Origin of the sequence: Pseudoalteromonas sp. J010, assembly GCF_003934235.1 — a bacterium.
Lineage (GTDB): Bacteria > Pseudomonadota > Gammaproteobacteria > Enterobacterales > Alteromonadaceae > Pseudoalteromonas > Pseudoalteromonas peptidolytica.
The window spans coordinates 70,949-96,086 of the sequence record NZ_RDBW01000012.1; the positions used below are offsets into that span (position 1 = coordinate 70,949).

The window sequence follows — 25,138 nt, forward strand, 5'->3', positions numbered from 1 at the left end:
AGAGTGGAGCGACAGAATGATCACAGTAAACATTCCCCAGGAAAATGGACAGTATCAATCAGTATCGAACCAAATTGGTGACCACACGCTACATGTTGTCACCCCAACATTTGGGAAAAGCGAACTGCTTGTGTACGTCGACTTTAATAAAAAAAATTTGCAGGCAACAGGGCGCATCAAAATCGCTATGCAAGACCCAAACATAGCACAAGACACACCGTTCGACATGTGTCAGCTCGTCAATAACAGCATTGTGCCGATGGAGATAAATATTGTACAATCAGGTCAATATAGGTTTCCTATTCCGGTTGGTAGCAATGAAGTCAAGGTTAAACTATCAATCGAGCTTGCTGATGCTCATGAAGAAACTGATTCGTTAGCACTATGGGTAGCAGCCAATAGTGATAATGCAGTATCTGTTTTAAAGTAAGGGCTTAAAATGTACAGCACTTCAGTTTCACAACAGTTTTACCAACCAGATCAAAGCAGTAGCGGAGAGTCAAGCACGGAAATTCAGCAGTCATACACAATTTCCGAGCCTGATGGACAACCCATTCACATTGCACTAAACGGACAAATCGACAGTACTAAACATGTTTTGGTAACATTGAATGGCTTGCTCTTGGATAAAGAAAGTCAATACAGTATCGCTACACAAGATAGCAAAAGCATCCTGTTGATTGACCCAGCTGTCACAGTTTATGACGGTGATAAAATTCAATTGTCAGCAAAATTACTCAACTGATAACAGTGAGTATAACGCTGTCTCTGGAATCGCGTATGAGCTTGAGATGAGAAATACATTAACCCATTAAGGAGACTCATCCAATGAGTAAGTTACGCGCAAACTCACAAATTATGCCTGCAACAATTAGTCGTGAGCTAGTCGACCCAGGCTTTGAAGCAAACTTAGTAAAATTTGCTGATGATATTGCTTCACTTAGTACCGTAAAAGCGAGTATTTCCTACGTAGACTCTAAAGTATCTGATCTCATTAATAGTGCACCTGAAGCGCTTGATACACTTAAAGAATTAGCTGATGCACTGGGAAATGACGCCGACTTTGCAGCAACTGTAACGACTGCTTTAACCACACAAGATAACCGTATTAAGGCCATAGAAGATGATACATCGCGTATCATGGCTCAGGATATTGTTTCTGCGGAAGATCTATCCGCTCAAGTAGATGGTGCAGTAGTGTCTTTTGATATTGCAAAATCACCTCGGGTTGGATCTGCACAAGTGTTTGTGAATGGCCTTGCTGTATTTGAAGACTCGATTACGATTGACGAAGCCACCAAAAAGGCGACTTTTGTAACAGCGCCTCAAATCGGCGACAAAGTGCGCATTAGTTACATCGCTGAAAGATAAAATAACGAAACTCATTAAGAGGCCACTAATCAGGCCTCTTTTTCAGAGACAGCAAAGCTAGATTAAGCAGAGCAACTTTAGATCTGTATACTGAAATTTTTATTGTACATTAAAATTAGGCCACTTTTGAGTACCGAACAGCAAGCTTACTTTAGCAAAGATCAGATTCAGATCGGTTATAAGTATCTAGTTTCTGTATAAAAGTGTTCAAAATAGCTAAAACAGCTCAATTTGGATCGCTTTGTAAGTTCCATATCTATAAATTAAGCAACTAATTTACGATCTAAAATCAAATAAAAGCATATATAAATCCAACTAAATCAATATTTTATTTATAAAAATTGATAGCCGGACTTATTTTTTAAAAAAGATCCCACTTACTTATGTACCGTTCCAAATTTTTGAAAATTTGAGCCAGTTTATACCGTAATGACGCTTCACTATAACAAATGCTCATTTAACAACGTAGTTGTACAATACTAAATACGTTGAGACAGATGTGTAGATATCTTTTTTAATTCTCTACGGAAAAAATAAGCCTCATCCAGATCTTGCCTCGCTTCTAATTCTAATAATAAACGCTCCATCATGAGTAATGACTGCTGGATAGATAAACGGGCTATGTCAAGGCAATCTTGTGCAGAGTCTCTTTGTTGACGCGACAGATCAAGCGAAACTCTTAACTCTTCTATGGTATCTTCAGCGATAATTAACTCATTTCTAAAGTCGGCAAGCTGAATACGCTGCTCTTCCTGGGAGTGCTGCGCCCCCAACTCATAGAAGAATGACAACAGAGAAGTAAGGTATTCAGGAGCCACTGTATTTCCTTTAAAACACGGCTGCCCTTTGTGTTCTTGCAACTCGTTAGGGCTTCTTTTACTCGGAGCAATATCATTATACATACAATACAAGTCCTGTTTCATTTACTCGGCTTACGTTATCGTAAACCAATTATTTCGTGCGCTTTAAATCCGTTATCTTACGCCTTTTCAAACCCATCAGGGCTAAGCAAACAACAAGACAATTTTTTATTTTATTAATTGAATCATGACATTACCTAAATCACTGTCCAAGAATAATAGTACCAGCCCAGAGCAAGGTGAAGCCGCTGTATTACTGCATAAGTCAAAACAACCTAGCAATACTTGTCAAAACACACACATGTCAAATACTTAATTTTCGGCGCATTTCTATAAAACACCGCATGGGTTATTAGGATAGAGTTTATTTGCTTGGGCCGCAACTGTTTTTAGCAAAGCCAATAAATCCGCTGACGCTCACCCTTTGAGCAGCATGCTTACTTATAACGGGGAGGAATATTGAGTAGTGCCAGGGATCCCAGCACTAAAGCAGCCACCAATTAGACGGCTTTATTCTCTTCTTTCACAATGCCAAGTGCTTTTCCTAGCAGCTCTTTGTATAGCTGGCCGCCTTGCAAAATCCCTGCAAGAAGAATGCGTTGAGACTCCAATTCTGCAGCCTTCTTTTGCTGCTCTTTTGTCAGCTTACGCTTATCTTCTGGAAGTTCATTTTCCGCTTCACGCAATGCCGAGCTTCTTTCGTCAACATGTTTATTTAAGTGTTGTTGTACAACACCTATCGCTTGTTCAACTTGTCCTTTTGTTGCCATTTGAAACGCTCGCTGTGTCAGGCTAGCGAAGTCATCTGCTACAATAGCATATCCGTTATTGCATTGCGTACATACCGCCGCAAGCTTGCCTGCTATCTCACCAACAATGCTAGGATTGCTACAATACGGACAGCGGGGTAAATTCATACTCATTCTTTGATTTCTCCATTAATACAATAAAATCAAACTATTACACATACTTGATATGCAACCAGCCACATTCATAATGTGAGCCAGAAAGAAATAGCAATATGTAGAGTTTATATTTGTCTCATTCGCATGATGACTTAAATGTCTTCACATTTCAATTGTACAATAATATAGTAGCGCTATTATCACCGTTGAAAAACTTGAGTTCGCATTCTTTGAGCTTGGGGTGCATTGAGGTTTCAGTACTAGCGTTCTCAGATAAATTAGCTAAAAATAATGAACTTGAACAAAAAAAAACACCTTCCGTGTTTGGAAGTAAAAATGAACGAACAGTTCGAACCTCTGATGAAACATGGTTCAATCTATGCTAAAGTGATGGCCGATTCGATCCAAGCTACCTTGCTACAAGTAGCAAAGCAAGAGCTTGCTACAGCCGAGGCAGAGCAAGTAATAGGTGAGCTCACAGCACCATCGCTGTGTCGAGATCTTGTTGAAAAAGAGCACAGACTTGCTATATCTGAAGAGCTTACAGCGTTACGAGAGATTGCCATGCTGTTATTGATCTATATTGAAGAGCAAGCGATATAAAATTTCCCATAATACGCATTTATTTTGCGTGTAAATTAATGAGACATGTGACATGACTAATAAAGACAATACAACTGCCGTTGAGCAGTCATTCGAACTACAAAAAATTTACCATAAAAAATCAACTTTCGATGCACCCAATGCACCGGCTGTATTTTTAGATGAGTGGAAACCCTCTATTAGCGTTGATTTAAATACTGAAGCAAATAGGATAAGCGATACCACTTATGAGGTTGTACTCACTGTGAAGTGCAAAGCTAAAGCCACGAATAGTGATACACAATTATTTAATACCACTGTAGAGCAGGCAGGGATCTTTGAAATTGAGGGCTATGAGGAAACAGAGATCATGGCATTAGTAGGGTCATACTGCCCAGCTCAGCTCTATCCGTTTGCACGAAATCACATTTCCTCTCAAGTGTTACATGGCGGCTTTCCCCAGCTACTTCTGGCGCCTGTCGACTTTGATGCACTACTTGATGATGCAATAAAAAGCGCAGATCAAGAGAGTCAAGGGAGTGAAACAAWCGACACCGGCGATGAGGTCGAGGTCATCTAGCTAGTAAAAAGCCGACGCTGTGTCGGCTTTTCTAATTCAAATTAGCTTAGTTAAGCTTTCTACTTTCAAGCGAGAAAACCTTGCCGATAACAGCGCCCTGCTACCGCCAAGATAAATTCCGCCATATAGTCAGGCAAAAAACCAGTCAACATAGACTATTTTACATTCGGTAGAAGCTCTTTGAGTCGTTGACTCACTTTGAACTGTACAGTGTTGCACGCATCAATAGGAACAGGCTCTTTTGTTGAGGGGTTTCTCCCTAAACGCGCATTACGTTGAACTACCTTTAGTGTTCCAAATCCTTGCACTCGCACATCTTGTCCTGCTTGCAGAGCGTCACAAAACGCATCAATCACCGCATTCACACAACCACGAGCGTCTGTTTTACTAATTTTCATTGCGTCAGCCACATGATCAGCCAACTCTGTCTTTGAAATTGCCATCTTAAATACCCCTAAATATCTACATGTCTCAGTTAACAACCAAATCATGAAGAGGTAGTAGATATTATATTGTCACATTTGCATTATAATTTGATAGATATTGTACAATTTAATTCTATCGATTCGATAACAGATTAACGTCACTAAATTGGTAAAGGCCAGTTATGTGATTTTCTCCATTGTACCACGGTGCGCTTAAACACTCGCAGCGCAAAAACGAAAACCTACTTTATAACCGACTAAGTAACATCTAGCTTTCTAAATTAGAAGTTCGACGTTGACGTCGCCGACTGCAAGCGCTATCACAAGATGAAAAAGCGTGCTCTTCACCTACAAACTCTCTTGAAGCCAAGCAGTTAGCAACCGCACTGGGTAGTTCTTTGTTTGATATTAGCCCCAGAGCCCGGGCTTTTGCCATTTCAACTGCAATTACAATTTCTTCTGCGCTCATATCAGCATTATATAATCTCAACTGTCCTTGCTCATCATAACCAATGACAAGTCCTTTTATCAATGAAGCGGGATCTCCCTGCGCCAAGCTAGCGCATATTTTTTGGATCTGCGTATCCATAAGTACCATCCTAGATTCTAAATCTTTGAGCTATATGCCTGTAGTTATTTAAATAAAAAGCCACTCCTTAAGCAGGAGTAGCTTTTCGGTTGGGTCTACTTAAAGCACTTATATCACCTTTAAAATATACGCTTTAAAATCATCATATTGCAGAGTCACATGTTGTAAGAACATTTACTATTCTCTCTCACATTGCAAATGTGCTATTTAACAATTAGCGTAAATCTTATGGTGTCTTTATATGTCTCATTTAATGTACAACGGAAACGAATATACTCCGCATGTTACAAGAAATCTAATTAGTGTGCAGGAGTATCCAAGCTTTAACCCCCCTTGTCAATAATCAATTGTAACAAGAATAGAAACATTGCAACATAGTACAGGCACCTTAAAGCAACAAGCAAGTTGTACAATTATCAACCACCTACGATTAGTCAACTGAATTTATCGAAGAATGATCTAATACAGTTGGCTGAAATACCGCTTTTAATGACTAAATTAACAACGGCGACAACGCTGCTTATAATTAAATTTGTTGTACAACAAACTCTTTATTTTCAATACTTACGAACATATTCAGCATAATTTCATGTTGGGCAATTGCTGCAACCAAGCGAACGAGAAAGCGCACCAAAACAGGACTTCGGAGGCCAAAATTTACTATTTTGATTTGACAGTCAGCGTCGTAACGTATAGATTTGTCTAGGATATAGCGTAATGGGTTGCATTGCAGTGATTTACATCGAATGCAAATGCAATAAATAGTGTATCAGGAAGACTCGCTAGTGAATTAGGTACAAATCACAGCTAGTTGCTAATTAAATGAGCATTGGTATTAATATTTTAGAGCTATATCAAAAAGTTATGATAAAACTTTTAAATTAAAGTTTAGTTTTTGTCAGTCTTAATCTTTTTAGGCTGTTATCAAATCGGGGCTAACAGTGAGGCTAATTTATGAAATTTAAGAGAGTTGTGCACGAGAAAAGTAATATCGATGGCTCTTCGGCTAGCGCCAAAGCTATCGCCCAAGCTCCTACCATCAAACTTGCAAATGTAAGCGGAAATAATGCCAAGTTAAGACAGGCTAAAGTTGGCTCGGCTATTGACCAAGTTGGGGCTTTAACTGCTGCTCGTGACCTGTTAGACGCTCGCATTGAAGAGGCACAGTCTTCACTTATGGATTTACTCAAAACCTCTACACAGCCTTCCATTGAGGGTAAAAAGTTTGTCGCAAGCAAAACACCAGTCTCCTGTAAGCAATTACTTCCTAAAGCAAAAGTAATGACTTCAATGATAGCGCTGTTACAAAAAGCAAATGAACAAAACAGAAACGATGGCGGACTTTTTGAAATGATTTTAAGTCTAGATCCTGACATCATTAATGCACACTTTTTGCCATTACTCGAAGCTATTTTTGAAAAATCGGCATTAACTGAAGAAGCTGAAAAGCTCTATTTTGTCTCTGAAAAGGATGAAGTCGTAATCAGTCTTCGTGAAGCTGTTTAATGTAACCTTTTTTAAGGGCAAGAAACGATATCAACCTCTTGCCCACCTTCTTACTCTTCTCAAGTCACCAAAATCCAGTTCCCATATTGTACAATATGCTTGTATTATTCATACACTAGATTGCTTATTAAAATATAGGTATATTCGCGAAGTGGTTTTATTTATTTAATCTGAACTCGGGGTAACAAGTGGGTTACTCAACGAAAACACCTAAGCTCAATAGGCATAATATCACGCAAGCCATAAGTTATGTCTTAATACGAAGCAAATTTGTGCATCAATAGATAGCCTATTGCAAACAAATTTAGCACAGCAGTAAAGGATAATCGCTGTGAGAAGACAACTTATTAAGCCTAGCTTAGGTTATCTAGCCAGATATAGTTTGGGCGATAACACCGCTTGCGCGTCCTGCTCTCGCTAAGGCCTCAGCCTCCTGGAGGAAAGGTTAGCTTATGCAGCAATAGCAGGTTCTTGGAAGTAACGCCTTCAGATTGGGCAAGTATTAAAAGATAATGAGTATTAAATTCAGCCACAAATATGCAAAAACTAATGACTGAATTGGAGGCTTGTAATGAGTAACATACAATATGCAACGAATGAAAATGTCCATACGCTAATCAATCAAGGTTACACATTGGTTGCCTACTATGCGCCTTGGTGTGGCCCTTGTAAACAGTTGGGACTCGCACTAGAGGCGCTGCCCGACACATTGACGCAACATCTTACTATTGTGAAAGTGAATATTGACGAATGTGGCGATGCGTTAAAGAATGCGAGCGTTGATGTGATACCAACTCTGCACTTTATGCTCAATGGCAATGTTATCGAGAAAAACATTGGTGCAGTGATCAAACCAAAACTGATGCAGCGGATCGCAAAAGAGATCCATCGCTGAGCAAGTCCAGTTGATGTGTCACTTTCAAACTGCATTATCTGTGCAGGCTTTTACGTTACTAACCGTAGCCTGCTTGCAAGCACATTACTCTACGCCATATTGGCTTCGTATGATCTTTCTCGCCGAAGCCAGTGCGGTTTCTAACTTTTTATGACCCAAAATCCGTGTAACCTCAGATCGTCGCTCTACATCAATAAAATCGTCCAAGCTTACAATTCCCGCTTTCACAAGCTTGCGGATATTCATCACCCCCACTTCCTCAACACAAAGCAGCTTCGCGGAATCAGCCGTTGTGCCATATCTAAATCGGGTTTCTAACATATGCCAATATCCATCAGGACGCGAGATAGCACAGGCTTTAGCGATTTGTCTTAAGGCTTGAAAGACACGTGAAAGGTCATATTTAAAACCGTTTATCTTTTGGTATTGCACCGTTTTGCCACTGAGGTATGTCGCCATATCCGCTGGCAATGCCATTTCCGACGCAAATGGTACCACCCGTTGCAAACGCTTCATATAGTCATCGACTAGCTTCGCCTGACTACGTTGAATGTAGTCTGTGTTATAAGAAGGAGCCCCAGCGATAGCCCAGGCCAACGCATCATCGTTATCCCAAATCTGAGCATGGTCTACAAATCGTAACGCCGTATGCCAATGAAAAACATCCTCTGGCTTGTAGTACCAACGCGATGAAACTTTGCCAATCTCAGTTATTTCGTACTGTTCGTCATGTCCTTTGAGCATCTGTGTACGCAGTAAATCTCCCAAGACGCTCTCAACCACTTTTTGCTCAACCAAGCCTTGCAGTTTCGCTAAAGAACGGTCAAACCAGTTAACCAAATCTAGTTGATTATGAATCGTACCCGCATCTACTTCAGCGAGAATATGAAAGCCGAGGGTAGCTTCATTGACCAGTTGACTATGGACAGGCTTAGCTTGCTGTATACGATGTTCCCAAACTTTTGGCTGCGCACAAATAAGATAACAGTGCCCATGATAGCGTGCTAGATACTGGGGATCATTGTGTGCGATCCACGCTTTGGCTTCTTCGACGCTTTGAGCCAGGATAACCTTTTGATGGTCTTTGACCTGTCGCATGTTCACTTTACGCTTTCTTCTCTGAAGGCGCGCTTCATTGTTCACGGCTTTGATATCTTGTTGATTACCTGCGTGGCGGATATCTATTACCGACCCCGCAGTGGACATATCTAACTCAGCAACACTATCTAATATTCTTAACGACAATCTATCCAAACTAGACTGGGCGTAACTATTTCCATCAGGAGCAACAACAAAGTAATCAGCTGGAAGGCTGCGCCCTGCACGGCCAGCCATTTGTAAAATATCTTCTATTTCCACTGGAGACAAACCTCGAGTTGTGCCCACAATTACAACATTTTGTGCTGGCACATTACACCCCCATGCAAGGGTTGAGGTGGATACTAAAACTCGTAGTTTTCCGTGCGGATCTTTAAATTCTTTTTCAATTTGTTGCCTGACATTTACTTTCAAATCGGCACTATGAAACTCAGCGTCAATACCCTGCGCCCTGACCTTTCTTAATAGGTCTGCGCCGGTTGCCTTATCATGGACAAAAAGAAGATATTTCTCATCTGACTTTTCAGCATCTGTCACTTTCTTGAGCGCTTCATTGATGCGACTGTCTCTACTTTGTTTGTAATTACCATTGTCTACATAGCGCGGAAAATGCCAAGTAAGGGGAGTTGGCCGCCAAGGAGAATTAATGATCTCACTTTGCAAACCATTTAATACACTTAACCATTGTGCAAACTGCTCCACATTGGGCATCGTAGCAGACATAAATAGAATTTTCGCTTGATTAAACTGAGTAAAACGCATTAAACCAGCTTCTACAGCATGGCCACGTTCCGTGCCAATAATGTGAGACTCATCAACCACCAATAAGCCAACCCTGTCGATCCAAGCACTACGTTCACTGCCATATTTTCTAGTCCGAGAGTCCAGCATTTCAGAGGTGATACACAAGATATCCGCTTGATTTATTTCATCGTTTTTATCTGGTGATAAGGCATAGTCTCCCGTCAATATCGCTATCTTGTATTGAGCACCGAATGTGTGTGACCAGTCATCGTATTTTTCTTGGGTTAATGAGCGAAGCGGAGACACATACACAACCACTTCTCTTTTGGCTAGTGTATGCGCCATACATAACTCGGCACACACCGTTTTACCACTACTGGTTGCAGTGCCCAGTACCAAGTTCACGTTTTTCGTATGTATCTGATTTTTAAGTAGCGTCGATTGCACTCGGTTAAAGTGACTAAACGGGTAATTAAGTAAAGTAAATTCAGACGTTTTGATAAGGTCACTATCTTCAACGAGGGACAACCCTACCGTTGACTGCGACAACTCTTCGCCCGTAGTTAAACCCAATTTGCGCGTCATAGACGCACGAATTGCGCCTGCGGGATAACCTAAATCATCATTGCCATGAGACAATAGAAAGAGCTGCTGATCAGCATTAAGGTGCTCTAGTGGATAAATTCTACCATTGGTTTTTGACTTCCCTGAACACACTGCATAATTACTACATAACTTCATGGCTCGACCCTGAGAAAACTGCACCATTTTGTGGGCGTAGCATTTTGGGCAATAGTCTAATTCGCCAATATCTATGTCTTGCTCGTCTGCAGCGCTATCTAGACAACGAACGGCATGTTCAGTACGCCATGCAACCTGATACTCTCGATATGTGAGATTAGACACCGAGTCAAATATAACTAACTGAACCGCTTGCTCGACGAAATCAAAATGCGCATTAATACCTGTACATAACCAACGTTCACATCGGCCATCTACCGTTTTAATGACGACAAACCCGTCTGAATCTAATGCCAGTCCTACGTAACCCCAACGATTTCGGGCCCAGTCAAGCATATCATTTAACATAGTACCTCAGATCACTTACTCATTATGCAATGAGAAATAACGCTCCCACAGTAATGGCTATTGCACCGTTAAAGGCTAGATTATGCAATAATCACCTGTATTTATAAGATATTTAGAAAGTCTATTAAACTAAATGGTTTTGGATCACGCTATCCGTATGTGCAATAAGCAAATGCTCGTTTTCTATAAAAACCATATAGTTAACTTCAGCTCCTGGTATAATTGATGCCAGCACATTCTCTAATATACCTTCAAACTTTTCAGTAGCAATGCCCTTGAATGTTGCCAATTTACTAAGCCTTTGTGCTAGAGAGTCTTGTTCAAGAAATGACGCTGCATCAAACAACCAGTTATCCCTGGAAAAGTAGCGAGCAGCTTTTGTTTCAACTTCCACAAACCTTGCTGTTTCTCCCCCACTTACAGGCAAAACGAGTACAGCCGACGTATTGGGCATAACGATATAATTTGCATTTTCTAAATTCATACTCGCTCCATTCAAAAAGCCTGCCGCGCACCATTACACGAATTGTATAATCGTATGCTAAGCGTGTTAGAATGTCACGCATTAGGGAATACAAAGCTATCACATTGGCTGTTATTCAAACACTTTTGACAAAATATCATCACTTATCGATACCTCCTTTTTTAAAAGTTGCCTAAAATGACTTTTATTGTACAATGAACTGAAAGTTACTGTTGTGCAGTCATTTTGGCTTGCTTCAACCTTCACTTTAAAAAAACCATCATGCTTACATAAAGGTGACAACATGACGCAATCAGCAGCTGAGTTTAACGGGATATTAGCGATAGCTCACGACCTCTTACCCGCAATGCACAGCGGACTTTCACAACTTAAGCCCAACGATACAGCCTTACTTGTTGCCGCTAAGCTTCATTATGCGTTTTGGTTTGCCACCTCAGAAGAGCAAATCATCGAGCTAACAAAACAAGCACAGGGGTCTGATAAAAAACGCAAAGACCTTGATAAACTCACAACTTGGGCAGAATCCGCCTCCAGCGTTTTCGATACCGAGGTGCAATGGGAAAAAATGCCCCGCCAATATCACAAAAAGTTTGAGAAATTCCCAAGCAAAGCACAAGCGACAATTGACAACCCGCTACCTTCATTGTCAGAGACATTGATTGCTTTAGATGATTTACCAATACCGGAGCTATTAAAAACATTGGCGCAGCAGGCATCCCCTTTTCTAATGCCAGATACCGACGCTTTTCTTTCCTCTATGTTTGGMCAGCAAAGCCGCGAAAAACCYATCGACATTGTTGACGAATCAATACCAACAGAAACCGATCCACTCAGTAACGGCAGTGATCTAACACCCGATGCGATTGCGGATATTCAAAATGCCTACATAGTTAAAAGCTATGTTGACGTGCCAATGACAGATGCCGCCGAGCAACATGCGCTAACACAAACCACAGTGGAAGAAAAAACAACGGCCAGCGAAGCGTCTAATGACACGGAGTTCACAGCGTACACACCTACCACAACTAAGAAAAAGATCCGTAAAATAGCACGCGCTGAAAAAGGTCACGGTGCAATGATCCGGATAGTACGCCATATGCTGGTTTTAAACGAGCAAGCATCAAAAGCGCAAATCATGGCTGTGTTAGATTTGCTGGGTATAAAATATGCGGCTTCAGCATTACCAGCTAAAATATCAGATGCTCGTAAAATGCTCTTGTATATGGGTGATATGGGTCTTGTAGACGAGGAACTGGCAAATTCATATGACTCAATGGTTAAAATATCTCAATATGATGAAAACCTCAGTATAGAAGATGCCAAGCGTATTGATGCACTATTAAGTGAATTGGAATTTAAACCCGTTAAGCGCAGAACTTAGATTAAATTTATCATTAATATATACAGAGTAATTTTTACATATTTAGCAATAAAACCATTGATAATAAACATAAAATACTGTTAACATCAAGGTACAGACCATGATGGTTTATCTAAAGTAATGCGGTTATTTTGGATAATAGGTATGTAGATTTTTTTGCCGCAAATTGCATTATATTTGAGCAACCCGCCTTATCAACTATGTGCGGGTTTGTTTTTAGTCAGCGCCATTATTTTCTTATCTCATTCACCAACTTTTAAATTCGCTTAAATAAAGCAAATGCGTAAAAACAAAAAAGGCCGCAACACATGCGACCTTATGAAGTATGTGTATCGCGAGCTTATACTAAGCGGATCTTGGTAATAAAACTTGGTACAAGCACATCAATTGCAGACCATACTGCAGCCGCTCTTTGGTTAACCAGCGGGTTAACACCATGCGGAAGTGCCGATGTAACAACAAGTGGCATATAAGGCGCGCTAACCAATGCACTTTCAAAATTTGACTTACCTTTATAAACACAGACTGCCGTATCAGCATCCATCACCTGTTGATTAGGCACACGTACAATTAAGATACCATCTAAAATACCGAAAATGTGTGGACCTACAGCAGCGCCGTCAGAAAGCTTAGTAAAGCCAGGTAAAGTAGCTGCCAATGCACAGACATTACGTCCCGCAACCATTGCCGAAATAGTGCCTCTGCCTGCATTATTTAAAATAGTCGCTTCAGCTTGCGCAATAGCATCTTTAAACCCTTGTTTGTGATCATTATAACTAATACCACTGGGTGCATTTTTCTTAAATGTCACCTCCCCCTGTGCTTTGGCTAATAACATGCGCGTAGCCGTATTCATTTGCTCTGAGTTAATGGCAGCGACGAGGTCTTGTGCAATTTCATCTTCGGCTACCATGCCAAAACGGCGGCGTAAAGCATAGGACTGCTGTAAACCAATCGTGTCTTTTAACGCCCATAAACGTGCTTGAACCGTTTTAGATGCAAACTTCATCCCTACTTTTGGAATGTCATCTGCCGCGTCATAATCACCACTATATGCAGCGGTAATGGTATGCTCCGCCTCTGGCGCATGCTTTGTCGATAAAGTAACCGTACCATTGACGTAATCAATTGTGCCTTGAATATCGAAACCAATTAACTGACCTAACCCATTGTCTTGCGCAACTAAATTCAACTCTGCGATTTCAACACGTACAGAACCTACTTGCACAGGCGCATTTTTTAGCGAGAAACTGTAGTCGCTCTCACCTGCTTGGGTTTGACCAAGTGCTTCACCCATCACATTTGACGTTGCAGACACACCTGATAATAAATCACCTGAGTTAAGCTGTGAGTCGCCGGATACAATATTTTTGAAGTAAATGGTGCCTTGTTCTTCATCAATTGGTTGAATTGACGCAATAGCAGATAAAGGTGAAGTACCGTAGGCGACAGTAAGCACATCCAGTGCAACATCTGGGATCTTACCCAACTGAGATAATGTGCCATCTTCTTCACAAAGCTGCTTATACACTTGGAAGTTTTCAAGTTGCTTACCCAACGCATAGACATCCGTTGTATTAATTGCACGCACTTTACTCAATAAAGAGTTTCTTTCTAATGCTTCGACAAAAGGCTTGTATTTCGTGAAGTAGTGATCTGCTTTGCGCTCAATTGCTTGGCCCGTTACGGTTTCTTGTAACATGGTATTGTCCTCAAAATTCATAAAAAACTATCAACAGCACTCGTTGGATATAACGAGCATTCATATTAGGAGTAAGCTGTATTACTGTGTCGACTCAAACAACGAGCTTAATCGACTTGTGCCTGTGTTATCTTGGCTATCTGACAGCACTACGCTGTCTTCATAATTGACGGAAAAGTTTGCATATAACTGCTCAGACAAAGAGCCTACTCGTGTTCGTGCAGTCGAGTATTGCCCACCTATTTTGCTTAACGCTGCTTGAACTTCACATACGCTACCTAGCTTTTTATAGTCTTCTAACTGCGCCATCATACTCGAGTTGAGCTGGCGAACTTCCGCCAGTGTTTGTTCCAGTAACTCAATATGCTCAGCCTGTGTTTTTGCCTGCTCATTTAGCGAATCATTTTTGCTACGCAGTGTCGCATGTTCGGCATAAGCTTTTGCCAGACTCTCTTCAACGTGGCTTTTCTGTTTCGCTAGAGCCGCAATAGTAGATGCACTCTCACTCATTACAGTATCCTTAACGGGGTTAGTCTTTAACGGGGTCTCATTCTTTTCATCCACACTCGTATGAATGCTGGTATTGGCCAGCTCAAGAATGGACTGATGTAATTTCGTGGCCTCATCATCGAGCGATTCGACCAACGAGGGAATAGCTTGAGCAACACCTGGCTCTTGCACGAAATCAAAGGTTTCAAGTACAAAGCTGGCTTCATCTATCACCGGGGCATTGTCTCGTTTGTATGGCGTATAGCCTCCATAACCCCGACTAGATACAGGAAATTGCACACCGCCTCGAAGATAGGCGTTCAGTACTCGACCAGCTGGGGTATTTAACACTAATATTTCACCCATTCCTATGCTGTTTTTCTCATCAATCCATAATTTAGAGATCCGATGCGATGCCCTTCCTTCCAATAGAGCCTGATCATCAAGTGCCTGCGTATGGCCGATTGTGCCCAGCATAGTTCCTGATGATATTTTAGCTTGGCTGCGCTCGATAGCAGTACGCCATAATTCACGCGTATAAAAACGGCCATTGCGAGATGTACCATCGACTAGAAAAAATGGCCCTACAACACGCGCCAATATGCCTACTCCATCTACCTGTGATGTTTCTTGCAAACCTTGTGTATGTTCAGACGCTTCACTGATCTGGTAGATCACATTAGACGTATCGAACGCGTCGATAAATAGTGTACGCTCTGTCATGCGCTGCCTCATTTAAACTCTAATTTTTCACGCAGTCGTTGTACAATGTCTTGCTTAGAATCATTGTTGTACAAATGGTGCTGTGAATCTTGCAACCACTGCACAGCATCCACTGTACAGTTGGCTTTGTTGAACGCTTTTCCTAGCTCAACCGGATGGACCAAAGCTAGCAAAATACATAGTTCGTCTTCTTGCAAGGGTAAGTTAGCTTCACCCTTTGTTGATAAGCTGTCTAATTGCAACCATTTCTGCTCAATATTGAGCAGCATTGGGATGGCGACATCCGTCACCTGCTGCCACTCTATGTGGTGACTTAACGTCTGGTACTCCTCATTCCCAGTGTATAGCAGGCTGCGTAGGGACGACACTGCATTTAACAAACGCTCCCGAACAATTAGCAGGCTTTTTTCATCCTGCCCGCTGATCCGAACAGCTAAATGTCGTCCCAAAATTTTGTGCATTCGTTTTCCAGCCGTACGACCATGAAATCGGCTAGCAACACGCATCAGCATAGCATTATTTACAACTGAGCCATGCGCTATGCACTCACTTCTAGCAAAGTCACTGGCGCCATAAACTAAGCGATTTCTTCGCTCAATAAAAGCATCCAAAACATCTTCGGGGATCTGTTCTGGCGCCCTCCCATCCTCATCAATCAAGTCAAGCTGACCCACTTCGCACAATAACAGTACCCGCTCAGCAGGCTTTGCAAACCTCATCACTTCTCATTACTCATCTTCACTCTAGCGTCGCGTTTTACTGATGTTTCACTTTGTATTGGCTCAGCATTATTTGCTGTTTTGCTTTGTGATAATTGCTGAACTGCGGTGTCTACTAACTGCCTTAGCGAAGCTTCATCCATATGCAATGCTTCTAATGGCTTGCGTTTAGGCTGGAGATTTTTTTTTGCTTCTACGGGCTGTTTCTTGACCCCTGAAGCCGCTTTTTTTGCTGGTTTATCGAGCACAACGCTTTGGGGTTCATCGGTTTCTCTAGAAACCAAAAACGGGTCTAGCACACCAACCATATTTAATTGACGCCTGATCCACTCGAATACGGCTTTGAAATCAACTTTATCTTGAAAATGTGCCGAATCATCCAGATCCTGCATAAACGCCAGTAAATTTGATACAGAGAACAATACCTGTTCTGTTGACTCGAGCTGATCAAGCGCCTCTAAGCCCACTCCCTGACGGCTGAAATGAACTTGGATCTCTTGTACAGAACACTGAATGCCTTTTTTCGCTAAGTGCGTCATTGCAAGCTGTTTTAAACCATTTGCCAAGGCACCTTGAATTGATTTTACCTTTCGTAAGTAACGCGTATGACGTTTTTCAAACTCTCCTTGAGATTGTAAGGTTTCACCACCAAAGAGTAATTCAATCGGCACTCCTACCGACGCGCATACTGCTGCTCTAATATCACGGATACACGCGAGTAAATCATCAATATTTACGGTGTCCGGTACATCCATTCCCTGCAGCGTCCCCCTATCACCAAACACAGGTAACACTTTGGCTTTCCCTGCGGTGGCCATAATATCTCCCACCGTTGTCAGTGACTGCGCCTCACCGTTAAACGTGGTTTTCTGATTCAATAAACTTTCATAACGTCTGGCGATGTTAAAGGCTTCTTTAGGCTCCGTGGCGCTTGGGATCGACACCCCAACCAAAGACCGAGTACTTAATTGATGCAACTTACTTGCCGGCACCAGCGCTTCAAGTAGTTGAAGCTCCTTTAGTTTTGACTGTACACCAAAAAGCAGCGGTTTACCCACTCGCACATAGTTAGGTAGCATTTTGGTGGCAAGGTGCTGCTTATCTCGCACCGATACTCCCAATTCATCGCCTAGGTCGACACGAAGTTTATTTCGCCCAAGTGCAAAATGCAGGTGAGAATTTGCGGGTGTGATACGGATACGCTCTTGTTCTCGAACTAAGAATTTGGCTGGCATTCCATGACGATATAATGCCACTACATCATTTTGTGTAACATCATCGATCACTTCGCTCACGCCATTGGCATCAGCAATAAGACGTAGTGTGTAGTCGCCATACTTTAGCAGATCTGGAGTCACATCTTCACAAAGTTGATCAAGATTAATCTCTTTTTGTAACGCGCTCAAAGCAGCTTCAACATCCTTGTTGCTACTATGGAGATTTACGATACAACCATGCTCGGGGTCGGCCACCAATACTTCATCACATATCAGTGAGTGCATTGCATCAACAAGGTAATAAGTGGATAGCTCTTCAACTGTACGGCTGTAGTCACGCTTGGTGCTCGCAGCTTTAGTAAAGGTACTCACCATTGCCAGTGCTGCTGCGCCATCGGTATTACTTGCAGCAATTCGTTGTTCTATTTCTTCTTTTACAGCAGCCTGAAAGCCAAATAATGACTGTTTAGCAAAATTTGCTTCGTGGTGATGAGTCGAAGACTCAGTTAATTTATCAAACTCAACAGCCTGCTTTGTGTCATACAGATTAGTATTCACTAAGGGTACCGCCCTAAATTCACGTCTCATTAGTTCATATAATTGTACAAGGTAAGTTACAACTACAATTGTACAATGAAATGGTTGGTTCTAGTTTATCAAGACTGATGCTGTACAACAAGTTGCAAGAGAGCTTCCAATCTAGTTTTATTTTGGTGCTGAACGCAAAGCACTATAAGGCAGGCAGTTACAATACATGAAATAAAACAATGCACATAGGTTAGCTGTACAACCTTATATTCTCTCTCGGTATCAGTCTAAATTTACGCAAGCAACGTGTCACCGTATGTATATGCGAGCCATACATTCAAAGCGGCTTTTCTATTAATATGGATACGACGTACAACGAAACCCCAACTATTGTACAATGGTAAAATGCTCCTTATCTGTCGACAAAATACCTGCGCCGCAGTGTGTTATGCTTGATTAGTGATTGTAGCCCAAGCTACACTTATCATTATTGTATAAATGTATAAGTTGCTCTCATGGCGTTAAAAGAATATCAATCGTTCAAAAGCAAACTCAGCTCACGGGGTGACCGAAGAGCATTGAATCTGCTATCGACTTTGAACCTATTACGCCATGATATGCTCATTGATGAGCAGACAATTATCAAAGCCTGCCTCTGTGCAAAGACTTTAGCATCACTTAAAGCGAGGTTGTCCGCGCATTTACAAGCCCATGCCTTTACTAAAAATTCAATCACAACTTATCGCAGCCGCCTCACTCAATTGGCAACCACATACAAACAACACATTAATCCACACGTATTAGATGAACAAGCCAATACGGGGCAACGTTTAATGCACTATGCCGCTAAATATTGGCCTAAAAAAAACAAAGGACAACTACATACGTTAATCAATGAGTACAGTGGTATTCCAATTGGGRCAATAAAACGCTGGACGAGTCACGACGCGCAGCCAAGGACACAGCATGTTGTAGCTCTGGCAAAATTAGAAACGCTCTTTGGATTGGATACGGGCACGCTCACACAATGCGCTCGCATCAATAAGCAGCGCTCGCTAAGCAAGCACATTAAACCAAAGGTACCGTTGCCAAAACAACAACCCGAAATCGACACCTTACCAGCACACTTGCAGTTACAAATTAACGCCCTGCTAGATTTCAAAAATAAGTTAGTGGCGCCGCCGCTTTCACAAGCTAGCTTTACGATGAGAAAGCGCGAAGCGCTTCCCCTACAAGGCGCAGGGCGGTGGACTACAACCCCTGATGGCATCAACAGCAGCGCTGAAAATTTTTGCGCTCAAGTCTTACGTTTCTTCCGGTGGGTTGTGACATCACATGATATTGAAGTTCAGCAGCTTGACCTTAGCATGCTTACTTGTGTTGAACTCCTTGAGGGTTACACACACGCATGTTTTCGAAGTGAAGTGTATAACACGCTATTAGCTTTTCTTACGCCGCTATATGGCCTATGTGAGGCAAACTCAGGTTATTTAACCAGGTATCATGCTCCGAAGTGTACCTGGATACTCTACGATGGCCATAGCACGGAGCAATTTGATGGCCTCGACGACTGGCTGAGTCAATCCATATATTTACATCGACAAATTGGTACTTGGATCAGAGATACAAAACATAAAATCAATGAAAGGCGACATGATAAGCAAAGCAGTGGCAGTCGAAATATTCACTGGTTACTCGATAGGCCGGATGCAGACTTATCACAGAGTATGGCAGAATTACAGTTAATGATTGAAGCCATGGTAGAGTTTGCTGATAAAATAACAGAACCTGCACGACAGTTACTGCCTTTACAGGTAGCAGTGTGGTTATCACTTAGCATAAAAACGCCATTACGCATTTCAAACTGGTGCGCTATGCAATGGCTTGATGCACCTTTTGCAGCTCAAGCGAAAACACCCGTTTTGTATAAAGATGCAGGCACATATTATTTAAAAGTTCCCCGCAATTGGCTCAAAAATCGCCGTAGTCTTGAAGTCACTATGATTGAGGCTAAAATAGAAGATCCATTTACAATCAAACTGCTAAATCGATTAGCAGCCATAAGGACGCAATTGGCCTGGCCAACCATGAGTGATGCGGTATTTATACAAACCAGAGACAGCAAAACGCGCGACCGTGGTGCGCCATACACACGTAAGGCACTTGCCAAAGTGATCCAACAGTGGACAGCTAAGACCGCCAAAGCACTTTGGCCAGAGCGGTTTATTGAAAATGGCATAAACCCCCACGCCTTGAGACATTTTATGGCCACCTTTGTTCTCGATAAAACCGGTGATTATGGCATGGCAGCAACCAAACTGATGGATAGCGTGGCAGTAGTGATTAAGGTCTATGGTAAAAACGACCATGAAACAAATACCATCAAACTGAAACAGCTGGGTTTATAGTGAACATAACTTTTTGATAAATATAACTTTTTGACAGGGCGTTTTAGCGATAATTGCGTTGAATCGACTTCCAATAGCGAGCTACTGGTACATAGTGCAATATTTTACCAACTCCGAGATCTACTGAAAAAAGACCTCTGGTTCCGGACGATTTAGCCCATCGACGCGACAAAAAGGCCACTACGAGAGATAAACAGATCATTGTCTTACCAGCTAAAAATAGCTTCACACAGGGCGAGACGATGTTTAAGATAGCGTGTACGTCACGTAAACGGTTTTGCACTTTAGGGCTTCTTACTCTATCTTTTCTTCGCAAACTTGCAACAGGCAACGAAGTGGCCGCAGCCAAAGTTTCAAAGTTCGTGTGTAATGACCCAACCCAAAATTTAGGCTCTTCATATTGCCGATAGTTAACAGGGGAGCTTAGTAAAATGTCCACAAAAGTCCTAATTAACGACACTAATTCCGCCACATATTTGGACATAAAGTGGATAAAGTACACTTTTTGTTGGCTGAGCCCCTAGCCTCTCAATCGCTGTTTAGTGGTACCCCACACTACGGAGCTGGTCTTATCGTTACTTAGTTATAGTCTGAAAAATATAAATCGCTACTACGGTCATTAAGCTGAGTAGCACATAGAAAATGGTGATAGTCCCCTTGCCAGTAACCGACTATTTTTTCAAAATAAGTAAAGTGTAGTGACGACTCAGGCTCTTTATCTTGAGAAGGGGCTTGTGGCGGACTAAACAAATCACTTACCAACTTCAGCTGTGTTAGCGAGTCATTGTGTTGATCCAGGGGTAAATTGAAGCTCATATTAGTAACATCACCGCATGTCGGTTGATACATGCCAATGCTATCGCCATATTGATAAAATGACGTGCAAGAATTATCAGTATTCATCTTATTTAGTCTCTACTTTTTGACCGACTGGAATTATCATCTCTGGTGCTAAGGTCGTGGTTCGACGCTTACGCTTAATCAGTATCGTAGGTTTGCCCACTGTTTTCTTAAGCCCCCCTTTTGACTTGCCAATATTCGGTTTTGATAGTCGCTTGGGCTTGTCATTGATAGCTGCGTGAACTTTGACTAGTGAGTCAGATAAATAGGGCCGCGGAGCAATACGCTCACATAGATCTCGCCCATTTTCAGCCAGCAATTCGTATGTCTGTGCGGCGCTATCTTCTTTCGCGACCCGAAACAAGTAGCTAGCATATTTGTTGCGGATCTTAGCGCGGGTAAGATCGCTACGAGTAAGCTCTGCTCGCATAATCCCAAGCACTACTTCACGCTCTAACCATTGTGCATAGCGTTCACTTTGCAACGCGTTATGCTGCTTAGTCAATCCAACAAGTTGATTAAGAGTATAAATCATTTCTCGGCGCGTGATTTTCCCATCTCGCTTACCATGCAAGTCAACCCGAGCAGCGCCAACGCCCCACAAAACGCAACATGTTAAATATCTTTTTGAGCGCGCCACATATGCCAACGTGTCTCTGATCACCTGCGCTGAAAACTCCCCTTCAAGTTTACGCAATAATTGCGTATGTAAAGCCAATGACCAAGGCCGAGGATCTTTACCAAAGTGTTGGGGGTACACCTTAGATAAGTGTTTTTGTAATTGCTTTCGTGCATTTAGCATGACTGCTTTTTGACTGCTCAGTCTAGCAGTGATGCCGTCAGCTGGTACTTGCTTGGTTTGACTAGGTGGCAATCGGTTTTCCATCTTGCCTCCCTCAAACGTTTTTAGCAAAATTAAGCAGGCACGTATATACGCATTGCGCTATCAGTCCTTTATTTACGATGCGCTTGTCATTTAAAGCAAAAATACAATAGTGCATTGTTCTTATCTCATTATGTTCACAGCAAAATAGCCGCTGCGATATCTCAAGTCTCATGTTTGATTTAAGTTGTACAATATAGCAACTTGGGTACAAGGATACGGTTATTCGAGTGCACTGTAAAGCATTTGCTAAATCCCAATCTATTTTATACTGCTCGGTAGTCTAATATTGTACAACTAGACTCCCTGCCTCTCTGTCATGTCTCAAAAACATCATCGATGTTGGCCACCTAACACATTTAGACAAACAAATGGTCCGTATTGATCTGATAGCCAGAGGACTTCAATCTATCAACCAAGTGGCTTGCCCGGCTCTTAAAAGCACTTTCATTTAACCCTAACCGTGATGCAAGCGCACCAACCGATACCCCTTGCACTAGCCCCATGATAACTTCCTGATCCGAAAGCTCCATATCCTGAATAACAGCTTTGTGCACTTTAGCTCCCCCCAGTACAACGACATCTTTATCGTTTCGTTGTATTGATGTTAGGTTAGGCTGCTCTTTTGTTTGATTATTTATTTGCAAGCTACTCGATTTGCCTTGGGCTTGTGCTAATGCGGCATCCATTTGCTGAATGCTAGGCGCTTGTTGCTTTGCCATCTGTCGGACCTGCGGCGGAATATCTGGCGCTCGCTTTTGAGATACTGGAGCGATTTGTTCATTCACAGATTTAGTCGAGAGATCAGAGGTAGTAGGCTCGCTTGTACTACTCTGTTGCACTTCGCTTTGCTCCCTCTCCGACTTTTTGTGTTTCGATTCATTCTGTTTTTGCGCTAATGCACCATTGGTTGCCAATGTTAAAATCACAGCTAAAGGATCAAACACGATAATAATGGCAAAAATAAAATACTTCACCGCTTCGTCTTTATCGATGTTAAACATATCAGCCACATACAATATCGGACCTACATGTGACTTGGCTTCAAGTATGCGTTTGTTTAATTGAGTTAACACCTCAATCAAGCGGCTCTCTCGTTCTGCTAACACTTCCAGCTCAGGTCGACGTTCTCGCTGCAATTCAATTCTTTTGGTCACATAGGTATTCGGTACATTTCCTATTTCCGTATGTATACGCTCAATATCCTCACGAACGATGGCAAGTTCAATCTGTTTTTGCTCGACAAGCAACTCTATTTCGTTCAGTTGCTTGAGTGAATCTCCATAACCTTGTGATAGAAAACCAAATATTCCTAATGAAGTGATGGCCATAAGCACCAAGATCGCACTCACAAGATACCCTTTCATGGCTCTGCTAACGTCATCCCACGCGCGATAAACATAAGATGCAGCAACGAGTTTACCTAACTCAAGGCTCGCCCCCATAAATACCACTGGCCAATAGCTGGCAGAAAACATCGCGGCTAAACCTAAGATAGAAAAGTACGCCGCATTCCCTGCGATCAACAGCGCAGTAAAAGCCAAAATAGTTATAAAAATCATCATATTCTCCGTGTTTTACTGAGTACTACTCAAAAGAAGGGATAGTCATCGGCTGGCTAGATTGCGGCTGAATAGGTGTCAGCATCTCAATGACATAATCACAAGCAGCTTCAAAATCGAATTGTTCTAAACTCGTCCCAACCGAGTCATCTGCTATCGTCAACGCTACACAGCGCACACTCGCAACATTGAGTTTTTCGACCTCGTTCCTAACGTGGGTGCGCAGCTGAAGCTGAGCTTGTTCACTTTGAAACTGACTTGGGAATAAGCAATACACTGTCGCAGCAGTATTGCACAGCCAATCTGTTAGTTGTTCACGGCTGGGAAACCCTTTGACTAACACCAAGTCATTATTCGTTTGCTCTATTCTATGGCGTTTAAATTCAGTGCTTTTCATTCATCACTCCTTTTATCATAGCCTGTGTAAAGGCGCCGAATAGGCAACCAACACTCTCACCACTGTACTTAACGTGCTAGTAATTAATATAACCAGTAAGCTGATACTGGCGTCTAATGCCTCAAAACTCATCGATAAACGGATAACCCTAGGTTTGGAGTATGCCAGTATCGCAGTCTAATCAATTACGGCAACAAAAAAGCCGCAGTCTACATTCGCTGCGGCTATTGTACAACAGATATTGAGAAAGTGTATCTCTCTGTCTAAATTGCTTGGTAACCCTTAGCTAGAGCCCTTGAGTCAACTCCTTGGCTGATAAGCGTAGCAGCTGCGTTAATTTCGTCTAAACGCGATAATGCACGCGCATCCATGCCAAGAGACTGAATCATATGCCCAGCTACTGAGCCATCTGCAAATATTGAGCGCGTATCCATACCACGCGAAATAATATAGGGAGCAGACTCCATGTTTGCTTGATTGAAATACTCAGTATGGTAACCAAATCGAGCCAGCAGTAAGTTACCCTTAGTAGTAAATCGCAAAGGCTGTAGAGCAATCGCCCTTCTTTCTACAGCAGCAACAGCAACTTTGTTTTGCTCAGGTAAACCAGTGTTGGTTAAGAGCGCTTCAGAAGCTACTTGGGGGTGACTGATAAGCACTTTAGGCCGTATTCTACGCGTACCATGGAGAAGCGCAGCTTCCTGAACCTGAGATACATTGCACAGATACTCTGGTTTTATATGTGCGGTGTTATATAAAAGTGCATCCCTATTGGCAATGGAGTCAAAAAACACATATTTAGGTTTAATAGACGTAGTATTAAACAGCAACGGATCTGAATTAACCGTTGTGTGAATAAATATATAGCTAACTTTGGGCGACTGAAAGCTGCCAACTAAAACCGGCTCTTGAAGTTCACCAGTATAATTAGTTAGCACACTCCACCTGGCCGTATGCGCAGTTTTGACTGCCAGATCTGAATAATTAGCATCGCCAAAAAACAATAGCTGTTCTTGTGGATAGCCAATAAACTCTGTAGTGTGCTGTTTTGCCTTCACCCAATGTTGTCGGTAGCGAGAAACTGGCTTCTCCTCACCGTTCCAACTGTCGCGTAACGTGATCCCTTTGTATCGTAAAGTAACGTGCATAATGTCTCCTAGC

Annotated in this window: 25 protein-coding genes; 9 read left to right on the forward strand and 16 right to left on the reverse strand. The window is 42.1% G+C overall.

Annotated features, from left to right (window positions below):
• Positions 1–16 precede the first annotated feature (16 nt).
• The 3 genes from EAG18_RS08345 to EAG18_RS08355 all read left to right on the forward strand — a co-directional run bounded on the left by EAG18_RS08345 (position 17) and on the right by EAG18_RS08355 (position 1,371).
• Positions 17–430, forward strand: a complete 414-nt coding sequence (locus EAG18_RS08345; protein ID WP_125251926.1) for a hypothetical protein — start codon at positions 17–19, stop codon at positions 428–430.
• 9 nt (positions 431–439) lie between these two features.
• On the forward strand, positions 440–745 hold the full coding sequence (locus EAG18_RS08350; protein WP_125251927.1) for a hypothetical protein: 306 nt from the start codon (positions 440–442) through the stop codon (positions 743–745).
• An 83-nt stretch (positions 746–828) separates the two neighbouring features.
• Entirely contained in the window at positions 829–1,371 is a 543-nt protein-coding gene (locus EAG18_RS08355; RefSeq protein ID WP_125251928.1) for a hypothetical protein, read from the forward strand.
• A 479-nt stretch (positions 1,372–1,850) separates the two neighbouring features.
• Here EAG18_RS08355 and EAG18_RS08360 read toward each other — a convergent pair whose 3' ends face one another.
• Positions 1,851–2,294 (reverse strand): hypothetical protein, encoded by a 444-nt coding sequence (locus EAG18_RS08360; RefSeq protein ID WP_275557253.1) that lies wholly within the window; start codon positions 2,292–2,294, stop codon positions 1,851–1,853.
• A 437-nt stretch (positions 2,295–2,731) separates the two neighbouring features.
• Entirely contained in the window at positions 2,732–3,148 is a 417-nt protein-coding gene (locus EAG18_RS08365) for a hypothetical protein (RefSeq protein ID WP_125251930.1), read from the reverse strand.
• A 324-nt stretch (positions 3,149–3,472) separates the two neighbouring features.
• Here EAG18_RS08365 and EAG18_RS08370 point away from each other — a divergent pair, with 324 nt between their 5' ends.
• Together EAG18_RS08370 and secB are read left to right on the forward strand one after the other, a co-directional pair.
• A complete protein-coding gene (locus EAG18_RS08370) occupies positions 3,473–3,739 on the forward strand; it encodes a hypothetical protein (protein ID WP_125251931.1) in 267 nt (88 codons plus the stop codon).
• A 52-nt stretch (positions 3,740–3,791) separates the two neighbouring features.
• A complete protein-coding gene (secB, locus tag EAG18_RS08375) occupies positions 3,792–4,298 on the forward strand; it encodes a protein-export chaperone SecB (protein WP_125251932.1) in 507 nt (168 codons plus the stop codon).
• A gap of 155 nt (positions 4,299–4,453) precedes the next feature.
• Here secB and EAG18_RS08380 read toward each other — a convergent pair whose 3' ends face one another.
• Together EAG18_RS08380 and EAG18_RS08385 are read right to left on the reverse strand one after the other, a co-directional pair.
• On the reverse strand, positions 4,454–4,741 hold the full coding sequence (locus EAG18_RS08380) for an HU family DNA-binding protein (protein WP_206644500.1): 288 nt from the start codon (positions 4,739–4,741) through the stop codon (positions 4,454–4,456).
• A 250-nt stretch (positions 4,742–4,991) separates the two neighbouring features.
• On the reverse strand, positions 4,992–5,312 hold the full coding sequence (locus EAG18_RS08385; protein ID WP_125251933.1) for a hypothetical protein: 321 nt from the start codon (positions 5,310–5,312) through the stop codon (positions 4,992–4,994).
• A gap of 954 nt (positions 5,313–6,266) precedes the next feature.
• Here EAG18_RS08385 and EAG18_RS08390 point away from each other — a divergent pair.
• Together EAG18_RS08390 and EAG18_RS08395 are read left to right on the forward strand one after the other, a co-directional pair.
• Positions 6,267–6,818, forward strand: a complete 552-nt coding sequence (locus tag EAG18_RS08390; RefSeq protein ID WP_125251934.1) for a hypothetical protein — start codon at positions 6,267–6,269, stop codon at positions 6,816–6,818.
• Positions 6,819–7,389: 571 nt separating this feature from the next.
• Positions 7,390–7,713, forward strand: coding sequence for a thioredoxin domain-containing protein (locus EAG18_RS08395; protein WP_125251935.1), 324 nt, complete (start codon positions 7,390–7,392; stop codon positions 7,711–7,713).
• A gap of 84 nt (positions 7,714–7,797) precedes the next feature.
• Here the strand turns inward: EAG18_RS08395 and EAG18_RS08400 are convergent, their stop codons facing one another.
• Both EAG18_RS08400 and EAG18_RS08405 read right to left on the reverse strand, forming a co-directional pair.
• The gene (locus tag EAG18_RS08400) at positions 7,798–10,644 is read right to left on the reverse strand and encodes a DEAD/DEAH box helicase (RefSeq protein WP_125251936.1); all 2,847 of its coding nucleotides are present in this window, start codon (positions 10,642–10,644) and stop codon (positions 7,798–7,800) included.
• A 124-nt stretch (positions 10,645–10,768) separates the two neighbouring features.
• Positions 10,769–11,128: a hypothetical protein gene (locus tag EAG18_RS08405; RefSeq protein WP_125251937.1), complete on the reverse strand. Its 360-nt coding sequence runs from the start codon at positions 11,126–11,128 to the stop codon at positions 10,769–10,771.
• Between the two features lie 283 nt (positions 11,129–11,411).
• Between EAG18_RS08405 and EAG18_RS08410 the strand changes: the two genes are divergently transcribed.
• Complete coding sequence (locus tag EAG18_RS08410; RefSeq protein ID WP_125251938.1) at positions 11,412–12,509, forward strand: hypothetical protein; 1,098 nt, start codon at positions 11,412–11,414, stop codon at positions 12,507–12,509.
• A gap of 340 nt (positions 12,510–12,849) precedes the next feature.
• Here the strand turns inward: EAG18_RS08410 and EAG18_RS08415 are convergent, their stop codons facing one another.
• From EAG18_RS08415 to EAG18_RS08430, 4 genes are all read right to left on the reverse strand, one after another.
• Positions 12,850–14,211: a hypothetical protein gene (locus tag EAG18_RS08415; protein WP_125251939.1), complete on the reverse strand. Its 1,362-nt coding sequence runs from the start codon at positions 14,209–14,211 to the stop codon at positions 12,850–12,852.
• Positions 14,212–14,292: 81 nt separating this feature from the next.
• Positions 14,293–15,423 (reverse strand): hypothetical protein, encoded by a 1,131-nt coding sequence (locus tag EAG18_RS08420; protein WP_185745573.1) that lies wholly within the window; start codon positions 15,421–15,423, stop codon positions 14,293–14,295.
• Positions 15,424–15,431: 8 nt separating this feature from the next.
• A complete protein-coding gene (locus tag EAG18_RS08425) occupies positions 15,432–16,142 on the reverse strand; it encodes a hypothetical protein (protein WP_125251941.1) in 711 nt (236 codons plus the stop codon).
• Complete coding sequence (locus EAG18_RS08430; protein WP_125251942.1) at positions 16,142–17,917, reverse strand: hypothetical protein; 1,776 nt, start codon at positions 17,915–17,917, stop codon at positions 16,142–16,144. Before EAG18_RS08430 ends, EAG18_RS08425 begins: the two co-directional genes overlap by 1 nt.
• A gap of 485 nt (positions 17,918–18,402) precedes the next feature.
• On the opposite strand from EAG18_RS08430, the gene EAG18_RS08435 reads away from it, so the two are divergent.
• On the forward strand, positions 18,403–20,295 hold the full coding sequence (locus tag EAG18_RS08435) for a tyrosine-type recombinase/integrase (protein WP_125251943.1): 1,893 nt from the start codon (positions 18,403–18,405) through the stop codon (positions 20,293–20,295).
• A gap of 43 nt (positions 20,296–20,338) precedes the next feature.
• On the opposite strand, the gene EAG18_RS08440 is transcribed toward EAG18_RS08435, so the two are convergent.
• From EAG18_RS08440 to EAG18_RS08465, 6 genes are all read right to left on the reverse strand, one after another.
• Positions 20,339–20,734, reverse strand: a complete 396-nt coding sequence (locus tag EAG18_RS08440; RefSeq protein WP_125251944.1) for a hypothetical protein — start codon at positions 20,732–20,734, stop codon at positions 20,339–20,341.
• 140 nt (positions 20,735–20,874) lie between these two features.
• The gene (locus EAG18_RS08445) at positions 20,875–21,198 is read right to left on the reverse strand and encodes a hypothetical protein (RefSeq protein ID WP_125251945.1); all 324 of its coding nucleotides are present in this window, start codon (positions 21,196–21,198) and stop codon (positions 20,875–20,877) included.
• Position 21,199: 1 nt separating this feature from the next.
• Positions 21,200–22,021 carry a ProQ/FINO family protein gene (locus tag EAG18_RS08450; RefSeq protein WP_125251946.1) on the reverse strand — a complete coding sequence of 274 codons (822 nt, stop codon included), beginning with the start codon at positions 22,019–22,021 and terminating at the stop codon, positions 21,200–21,202.
• A gap of 356 nt (positions 22,022–22,377) precedes the next feature.
• Positions 22,378–23,583, reverse strand: a complete 1,206-nt coding sequence (locus EAG18_RS08455; RefSeq protein WP_125251947.1) for a hypothetical protein — start codon at positions 23,581–23,583, stop codon at positions 22,378–22,380.
• 22 nt (positions 23,584–23,605) lie between these two features.
• Positions 23,606–23,977 (reverse strand): hypothetical protein, encoded by a 372-nt coding sequence (locus tag EAG18_RS08460; protein ID WP_125251948.1) that lies wholly within the window; start codon positions 23,975–23,977, stop codon positions 23,606–23,608.
• 263 nt (positions 23,978–24,240) lie between these two features.
• Positions 24,241–25,125 (reverse strand): hypothetical protein, encoded by an 885-nt coding sequence (locus tag EAG18_RS08465; RefSeq protein WP_125251949.1) that lies wholly within the window; start codon positions 25,123–25,125, stop codon positions 24,241–24,243.
• Positions 25,126–25,138: the final 13 nt, after the last annotated feature.

What these genes read in the sequence shown, in the direction of transcription:
- EAG18_RS08345 (WP_125251926.1), top strand. Translation starts at nt 17, where the DNA reads ATGATCACAGTAAACATTCCCCAGGAAAATGGACAGTATCAATCAGTA.
- EAG18_RS08350 (WP_125251927.1), top strand. Translation starts at nt 440, where the DNA reads ATGTACAGCACTTCAGTTTCACAACAGTTTTACCAACCAGATCAAAGC.
- EAG18_RS08355 (WP_125251928.1), top strand. Translation starts at nt 829, where the DNA reads ATGAGTAAGTTACGCGCAAACTCACAAATTATGCCTGCAACAATTAGT.
- EAG18_RS08360 (WP_275557253.1), bottom strand. Translation starts at nt 2,294, where the DNA reads ATGAAACAGGACTTGTATTGTATGTATAATGATATTGCTCCGAGTAAA.
- EAG18_RS08365 (WP_125251930.1), bottom strand. Translation starts at nt 3,148, where the DNA reads ATGAATTTACCCCGCTGTCCGTATTGTAGCAATCCTAGCATTGTTGGT.
- EAG18_RS08370 (WP_125251931.1), top strand. Translation starts at nt 3,473, where the DNA reads ATGAACGAACAGTTCGAACCTCTGATGAAACATGGTTCAATCTATGCT.
- EAG18_RS08380 (WP_206644500.1), bottom strand. Translation starts at nt 4,741, where the DNA reads ATGGCAATTTCAAAGACAGAGTTGGCTGATCATGTGGCTGACGCAATG.
- EAG18_RS08385 (WP_125251933.1), bottom strand. Translation starts at nt 5,312, where the DNA reads ATGGATACGCAGATCCAAAAAATATGCGCTAGCTTGGCGCAGGGAGAT.
- EAG18_RS08390 (WP_125251934.1), top strand. Translation starts at nt 6,267, where the DNA reads ATGAAATTTAAGAGAGTTGTGCACGAGAAAAGTAATATCGATGGCTCT.
- EAG18_RS08395 (WP_125251935.1), top strand. Translation starts at nt 7,390, where the DNA reads ATGAGTAACATACAATATGCAACGAATGAAAATGTCCATACGCTAATC.
- EAG18_RS08400 (WP_125251936.1), bottom strand. Translation starts at nt 10,644, where the DNA reads ATGTTAAATGATATGCTTGACTGGGCCCGAAATCGTTGGGGTTACGTA.
- EAG18_RS08405 (WP_125251937.1), bottom strand. Translation starts at nt 11,128, where the DNA reads ATGAATTTAGAAAATGCAAATTATATCGTTATGCCCAATACGTCGGCT.
- EAG18_RS08415 (WP_125251939.1), bottom strand. Translation starts at nt 14,211, where the DNA reads ATGTTACAAGAAACCGTAACGGGCCAAGCAATTGAGCGCAAAGCAGAT.
- EAG18_RS08420 (WP_185745573.1), bottom strand. Translation starts at nt 15,423, where the DNA reads ATGACAGAGCGTACACTATTTATCGACGCGTTCGATACGTCTAATGTG.
- EAG18_RS08425 (WP_125251941.1), bottom strand. Translation starts at nt 16,142, where the DNA reads ATGAGGTTTGCAAAGCCTGCTGAGCGGGTACTGTTATTGTGCGAAGTG.
- EAG18_RS08445 (WP_125251945.1), bottom strand. Translation starts at nt 21,198, where the DNA reads ATGAATACTGATAATTCTTGCACGTCATTTTATCAATATGGCGATAGC.
- EAG18_RS08450 (WP_125251946.1), bottom strand. Translation starts at nt 22,021, where the DNA reads ATGGAAAACCGATTGCCACCTAGTCAAACCAAGCAAGTACCAGCTGAC.
- EAG18_RS08455 (WP_125251947.1), bottom strand. Translation starts at nt 23,583, where the DNA reads ATGATGATTTTTATAACTATTTTGGCTTTTACTGCGCTGTTGATCGCA.
- EAG18_RS08460 (WP_125251948.1), bottom strand. Translation starts at nt 23,977, where the DNA reads ATGAAAAGCACTGAATTTAAACGCCATAGAATAGAGCAAACGAATAAT.
- EAG18_RS08465 (WP_125251949.1), bottom strand. Translation starts at nt 25,125, where the DNA reads ATGCACGTTACTTTACGATACAAAGGGATCACGTTACGCGACAGTTGG.